Genomic DNA, 6,427 nt, shown 5'->3' on the forward strand with positions numbered 1-6,427 from the left:
TCGAGCACGCCGGCGACGGCCGCGGACAGCAGCAGGATGGTGGCGGCCCACCACGCGTCCGGGAGGCCCGAGGTGTCGATGCGCACCGACTGCCCGAGCGCCCGGCCCGCGGCGTAGAGCGCGAGTCCCGGAAGGCCGATCACCGCCGCGAGTCCCAGGCCCACCGCGCCGTCCTTCCACCACGCGCGCGCGGGACCCGTCAGCCCCAGGCGGCGCATCGCGTTGCGCCCTCCCGCGCTCAGCAGGAAGAACGCCAGCGCGACCGGCATCAGCAGGTACAGCTGCCGGACCACCTGGAGGATCAGATCCACGTAGTCGATTTCGGACCGCGACGGGTTGATGGTGGTCGACTGGTTGCCGATCGCGGGCTCCGCGAGGTAGCGCTCGATCAGGCGCAGCGCCGCGGTGATCGCGTAGTAGCCCAGGGACAGGCCGAGCACGATGATGACCTCTGCGCGTAGGCGCCGGCGGCTGGGCTCGGGGGCAGCGAGGGCCGATGCGGTGGCTGGCTCGGGCGCAGGCGGGTCACACGCAGCGGCGTCGGTGGCGGGGCGGTCGTCCATGATCACGCCCACCCTAACGAGCGACCTGGGCGATCGGTGCCCGCGGTGTGTTCTCTGCCACGCCCACCCCAACGATTCGCGTGGTGGGCCGCGTTCTGTGGGCAACAATGCGATAGACCTGGCTGGCGAGGACGCTGAGGGAGGCCCGCGTGGCGCGATGGGAGCCGGTGCTCGACGCGGTGATGCGCGAGCGAGGACCACGGCTGCTCGCCTATGCGCGGCTGCTCACCGGCGACGACGCCGAGGCGCAGGACGTCCTGCAGGACGCGCTCGTCAAGAGCTTCTCGCGCGGCCGCTCCTTCGATGATGTGAACCGTGCCGAGGCCTACGTCCGCCGAGCCATCCCCACCGTCTTCATCGACCGGATGCGCAGGCGCGACACCGCGGCCCGCGCACACCGTCGCACGCGCGATCCCGAGCCGCACCAGCCTGACACGGCCGCGGTGCTCGACGTGCGCGACGCTCTGACTCGGCTGTCTCCTCGCGAACGCGCGTGCATGGTGCTGCGCTTCTACGACGACCAGACTGTGCCGGCCATTGCCGCGACGCTCGGCCTCGCCGAGGGAACGGTCAAGCGATACCTGGCTGACGCATCGGCCCGCATGGCCCAGATGCTCGACACCCACGCCGACTGGGACGGCGACCAGAGCACGGTGCCCGTGGAGGCACCTGCGCGGAGAGGAGCGCGGTGATGGACGACCTGAGTGATCTGATGAGGACCGCGGTGAGGGCCGATGCGGCACGCACCTCGGGTGGCGATCTCGCCGATGCGATGGGCGGCTCCGTACGTGGCCGGGTGCGGCGGCGCCGCACGGCTCGGGCCGCTGGGGTGGGATCCGTGGCGGCCGTTGGCGTGGGCGCGATGGCTTTCGGGGTGATGCGGCTGCCGGGCGTGGTGGGCGAAGCGGCGCCGATGGGTTCAGGCGTGGCCCCGACCGCCCGCGCGTGCGAACAGGGCTTTGCCGAGGTGGCCGCCGCGGACCTCTACGGCAGGTACGAGCCAGTTCCAGGTGTGGCTCCCACCGTGCACGGCATCGATATCACCTCGGCGCGCTCCCTTGAGACTTGGGTGGTCTACGACGACGTCGCCGAGCAGCCCGCCGCCGAGTTCTCCGTCATGCCTGACGGCACTGTCGAGGTGATCGAGATGGACGGAGTGACCTACGCGATCGCGCCGAACGAGGATGGCCGGTACGTGTTCGAGGTGCCGGCTGGCGTGTGGATCGACTTCGAGGCTGGCACGGACCGGGCGTTTTCGTGGTCGGTGGAGGCGCCAGACGGGCTCTCCGCATCGACGCCTCCGACAGCGCCCGGTACGGGTCTGCTGTGCGTGCCGGAGGATGAGGCGCTGCCCGACCCGAGCGTTGCGCCAAGTGCGAGCAGCGCCCCGAGCATCTCCTCTGGGGCGCACCTCGACCCGTCGCCCGCACCCAGTTCCGATGCCGACCTGGCCACTGCAACAACCCCCTACCAGTGCGGCTTCGTGTTCCCGAGTGCGGCGGACGGCACGAGCGAGTGGCGGATCACGGGAGCCGAGTGGCTGTCGCCGGATGAGGCGCGGCGCCAGTTGGAGGCGAGCTTCGGCAGCGTCGAGGCAGTGTGGGGTGAGGAGATCCGTCAGGACGTGCTGAGAATCGATGCCGACGGCACCCTGCTCACGGGCACAGTTCCGGGTGAGTTGGGGACGTTCGAGCCGGGCACGGCGGACTCCCAGCTCGGGGTGAGCGCGCCGTTCGAGTCGACGTCCATCTCGGTGGTCGCGGTACAGCGCGGCGAGGTGGTGGCCACCATCGACCCGGAGTTCCCCGAGCGCCAGCAGGGAATGATCGGCGACCGCGAGGTGCCGGGTGCCGCGGCGCACACCTGGCTCTTCGACCTGCGCGATCTCGCTAACTGCCCCGGCGAGGAGGCCGATGGGTTCGACCTCTACGCGGTGAGTGCAGCGGCGTCCCTGGCAGCCGATGGCACCGTCACAGGCCCGGTGTACTCGTGGCGGCAGGTCCCGAACCCGTAGCCTGGAGGTCATGACCGCCGTCGTGTCGATCCGCCGCTACCCCGTGAAGTCCATGGGCGGCGAGGCGCTGAACTCGGTGGAGATCGATGTGCGCGGGCTCGTGGGCGATCGGGCCTACGCCGTGCGGGACATGGACTCGCGCCTGGCAGCCGGCAAGAACACCAAGCGGCACGTGCGCCGCGATGGGGTCTTCGAGTTCACCGCAGCCACGCACCCCGAGGGCGTGGTCGTGACCGGGCCGGGAGCGCGTCACGGGCTGGTGGGCGAACCCGAGCTGGACGCGTGGCTCTCCGATGTCCTCGTCGCCGACGTCGCCATCGCCCCCGAGACCGACGTCAAGCACTTCGACGACGGTGCTGTCTCTGTCATCGGCACCGCGACCCTGGCCTGGTGCGAGCGCGAGTTGGGCGTTGACGCCGACCCTCGCCGGCTGCGCGCGAACCTCGTGGTCGAGACCACTGAGGCCTTCGAGGAGGAGGCCTGGGACGGCGAGGTGCGGATCGGCTCCGCGGTGCTGCGCACGGCCGGACGCATCGAGCGGTGCCGCACCATCGACCTGGCGCAGGACGGCGTCGACACCGAGACGTCGTGGCTCAAGGCGCTCGGCCGCGAGCGTGATCTGCGCGTCGCGGTCTACCTCGAGGTGGTCACGCCCGGACAGGTGTCTGTGGGCGACGAGTTCCGCGCCTGACTGACGGAGCCCCTAGGGCAGCGGTGGTGCGGGGTACTCATCCCAGCCGTCGTCGGACCGTGGCTGGTCGTCCCCGTCGCCTGCAAGTTGGCGACGGACATAGGCGCCAAGGTATGGCAGCGAGAACTCGACGTAGCCGTGCCCGGCGGACTGGACGTAGCCCGTCTTGATGAGCCGGTTCTTGTACACCTGTACGTACTGGTCGCTTTGACCCATGCGGACAACGATGTCGGCGATCTTTGACCGGTCGTCGTCTTGCGCCATCGCGTGGAGGAACTCGCGGTCCTTCTCAGAAAGGTCGCTGTAGACGCGACTGATCACGCGGCTCTCTATCGCCTGGACCGCGCGCGCATGCGCGGATTCTGCGTCTGCCTCAGTGATCGTCGGAGCTTCCGGGTTGTTGCGCCAGGCGTAGTCGCCCGCAAGTTGCACAAGGTACGGATAGCCCTGGGAAATGGACACCAGGAGGGTGAGTCCGGCGGGCTCAAACGTGCGGCCGCCGATGGCGGCGGTGTCGGTCAGCACCTGCGCGGTGGTGGGAGCGCTGAGCCGCTGGAACTGCACTTCGCGGGAGCGACGCAGGAATGTGGTGTGTTCCTGCTCGAGCAGGTCCTCAAGGCTGACCTGGATGCCGGCAAAGACCACCATGACGTTCGCGCCGTCCTTGAGCGCATGCGAGACCTCTAGGGCGATCTTGGACAGCTCGCGCAGCCGCACCTTGCCCGATGAGACCTCATCGATCGTGATGAGGATCCCAGCGTCGCCCGCGAGAGCGCGCGAGAGTGCCACGAGGTCTCGGCGCAGTTGGGGCTTCACCTCGCGCTGGCGGTCCACGTACTCGAACTGCGCGTTGAGCTGCCACACGCCCAGACCGGCCAAGCGGACCCCGGCCCGCGGCGCAAGGCGGTTGATCTCGGCCGGAATGGTCGTGTCCATGAGGCGGTCCATGAGCCCCGCAGACGCGTTGTCACTGATGACAATCCACCCTGCTTCGTAGGCGGCGTCCTCAAGTTCAGCCAGGAACGATGTCTTGCCTGCTCCGCGCAGCCCCGACACGAGCACGGAGTGGTTCTCGCCAAAGTCCATGGTCGTGAACACTGCGCGTAGTTCGGCAAGGTCGGTCTCGTGTCCCCCGAACACCAGAGGCTTCTTGCCGTAGCCTGGTGTGAACGGACTCCCGCTGTGCTGGGTCATGAGTGCCGCCTGTCGTCCGTGGGTGTCGACGCCGAATCCTTATTTATTCTATTTATTTGGCGTCGGGCGGGCAACGTTTCCACAGCGCCGATGCGCGGGCTCAGTTCAGGTAGTCGCTCACCAGACGCTCGGCGAGGCCCACGTAGGTGCCGGGAGTGAGCGCGGCGAGGCGCTCCTTGGTCTCCTCGGGCAGGTCGAGGCCGTCCACGAACGCGCGGATCGACGCGGCATCCATGGTGTGCCCGCGCGTGAGGTCCTTGAGCCGCTCGTAGGGGTTGTCCATGCCGGGAACCCCGGCGACGGCGGCCGCACGCATAGCCGACTGAATCGGCTCCGCGAGCACCTCCCACGACGTGTCGAGGTCCGCCGCCAGAGCCGCCTCGTTGACGGACAGCGCCTTCAGGCCGCGGCGCACGTTGTCGATCGCGAGCAGCGAGTGGCCGAACGCGACTCCGATGTTGCGCTGCGACGTCGAGTCCGTGAGATCCCGCTGGAGACGCGAGGTCACCAGCGTGGCCCCCAGGGTGTCGAGCAGCGCGCCCGAGATCTCGAGGTTCGCCTCCGCGTTCTCGAAGCGGATGGGGTTGATCTTGTGCGGCATCGCGCTCGACCCGATCGCACCCTCGACTGCGGCCTGCGCGAAGTAGCCCAGCGAGATGTACGTCCATACGTCGGTGGCCAAATTGTGCAGAATGCGGCCGAAGCGCGCGACGTCCGCGTAGAGCTCGGCCTGCCAGTCGTGGCTCTCGATCTGCGTGGTCAGCGGGTTCCACGTGAGCCCCAGACCCTCGACGAAGGACTGCGACACGGACACCCAGTCCGTGGAGGGCACGGCGGCGGTGTGCGCCCCGAAGGTGCCCGTCGCGCCGTTGATCTTGCCCAGGTACTCCTGCGCGCGCACGCGCGCGAGCTGGCGGCGCAGGCGGTGCGCCAGCACTGCCAGCTCCTTGCCCAGCGTCGTGGGCGTCGCGGTCTGCCCGTGGGTGCGCGACAGCATCGGCGTCCCGGCGCTCGCTGCGGCGAGCTCGGCGATCTGGCCCGCCAGCGCATCGGCTGCCGGCAGCCAGACCTGCTCGACGGCGCCCTTGACCATGAGTGCGTACGAGAGGTTGTTAATGTCCTCCGAGGTGCACGCGAAGTGCACCAGCTCAGCCAGCGGCGCGAGCGACGTGCCCTCTATGCGGCGCTTGATGTAGTACTCGATGGCCTTGACGTCGTGGACGGTGACCTTCTCGATCTCGGCGTGCTCGGCGATGCCGGCGGCGTCGAAGCCGCGCGGGATGGCGCGCAGGAGGTCCGTCTCGTCGGCGGTGAGTTCCCGTGCGCCGGGGACCGCGCCGGTGGCGCACAGGTGGATGAACCACTCGACCTCGACGTGCAGCCGAGCGCGGTTGAGCGCCGGCTCGGACAGGTGGTCCACGAGCGGCGCGGCGGCGGCGCGATAGCGGCCGTCCAGCGGGCCCAGCGCGATCGCGGGCTCGACGGTGGCGAACGAGGTCATGGAGGCGGGGTCCCAGGCGGTCACGGCGCCCATTGTTCCACGCCCCCAGGACGCGCGCGGTGGGGCGCTGTCCACAGTTCGGGGGGCCGGCCGGCGCGCGGGCACTCGCATGCTCGTAGCGTCGCCGCATGCCCGACCCGCCCCTCCTGCCCGACCCGCCCGAGCGGCCCGTGCACCACCTGACCAGCGCGGCCGACAGTGTGGACGGGGCACGCTCCGCCGTGGCCCGCGCGGCGACCGCCACCTGGGTGTCGGCCGCTGGCGACGCGTATCGCCTGGAACTCGCGGCCTTCGCGGCGCGTCTCGAACTGCTCGCGGGGACGGTCGCCGCGGCGCTCGACGCGAAAGCGGCGATCACCACGGCCGGCGACCTGCGCTTCGGCGTGGCGCTCGACGCGCCGCCGGACGGCTACGTGCTCGCCAATCCGGAGGACGCGAAATCCGTGATGGCAGATCTCGTCGCC

General features: G+C 69.8%; 6 protein-coding genes and 1 pseudogene. 4 read left to right on the plus strand and 3 right to left on the minus strand.

Translation table 11 applies throughout. The annotated features are described in order from the left end of the window. A pseudogene (locus QZ483_RS12020) lies at positions 1–563 on the minus strand (CPBP family intramembrane glutamate endopeptidase); the annotation flags it as partial. A 149-nt stretch (positions 564–712) separates the two neighbouring features. On the opposite strand from QZ483_RS12020, the gene QZ483_RS12025 reads away from it, so the two are divergent. The 3 genes from QZ483_RS12025 to QZ483_RS12035 are packed head-to-tail and all read left to right on the plus strand — an operon-like array spanning position 713 to position 3,268. Next, positions 713–1,255: a sigma-70 family RNA polymerase sigma factor gene (locus QZ483_RS12025; RefSeq protein ID WP_297084311.1), complete on the plus strand. Its 543-nt coding sequence runs from the start codon at positions 713–715 to the stop codon at positions 1,253–1,255. Then, the gene (locus QZ483_RS12030; protein ID WP_297084313.1) at positions 1,255–2,577 is read left to right on the plus strand and encodes a hypothetical protein; all 1,323 of its coding nucleotides are present in this window, start codon (positions 1,255–1,257) and stop codon (positions 2,575–2,577) included. Before QZ483_RS12025 ends, QZ483_RS12030 begins: the two co-directional genes overlap by 1 nt. A gap of 10 nt (positions 2,578–2,587) precedes the next feature. Next, entirely contained in the window at positions 2,588–3,268 is a 681-nt protein-coding gene (locus QZ483_RS12035) for an MOSC domain-containing protein (protein WP_297084315.1), read from the plus strand. A gap of 12 nt (positions 3,269–3,280) precedes the next feature. On the opposite strand, the gene QZ483_RS12040 is transcribed toward QZ483_RS12035, so the two are convergent. Both QZ483_RS12040 and purB read right to left on the minus strand, forming a co-directional pair. Next, complete coding sequence (locus tag QZ483_RS12040) at positions 3,281–4,462, minus strand: ATP-binding protein (RefSeq protein WP_297084317.1); 1,182 nt, start codon at positions 4,460–4,462, stop codon at positions 3,281–3,283. A 100-nt stretch (positions 4,463–4,562) separates the two neighbouring features. Continuing rightward, a complete protein-coding gene (gene purB, locus QZ483_RS12045) occupies positions 4,563–5,963 on the minus strand; it encodes an adenylosuccinate lyase (RefSeq protein WP_297084320.1) in 1,401 nt (466 codons plus the stop codon). A 128-nt stretch (positions 5,964–6,091) separates the two neighbouring features. Between purB and QZ483_RS12050 the strand changes: the two genes are divergently transcribed. Then, the coding region (locus QZ483_RS12050; protein WP_297084318.1) for a hypothetical protein at positions 6,092–6,427 on the plus strand (336 nt) is incomplete at its 3' end.

It is taken from the genome of uncultured Demequina sp., assembly GCF_913055775.1.
GTDB lineage: Bacteria > Actinomycetota > Actinomycetes > Actinomycetales > Demequinaceae > Demequina.

Bases quoted from the DNA above. Each gene is read 5' to 3' on its own strand.
- QZ483_RS12030 (WP_297084313.1), top strand. From the start codon at position 1,255: ATGGACGACCTGAGTGATCTGATGAGGACCGCGGTGAGGGCCGATGCG.
- QZ483_RS12040 (WP_297084317.1), bottom strand. From the start codon at position 4,462: ATGACCCAGCACAGCGGGAGTCCGTTCACACCAGGCTACGGCAAGAAG.
- QZ483_RS12035 (WP_297084315.1), top strand. From the start codon at position 2,588: ATGACCGCCGTCGTGTCGATCCGCCGCTACCCCGTGAAGTCCATGGGC.
- purB (WP_297084320.1), bottom strand. From the start codon at position 5,963: ATGACCTCGTTCGCCACCGTCGAGCCCGCGATCGCGCTGGGCCCGCTG.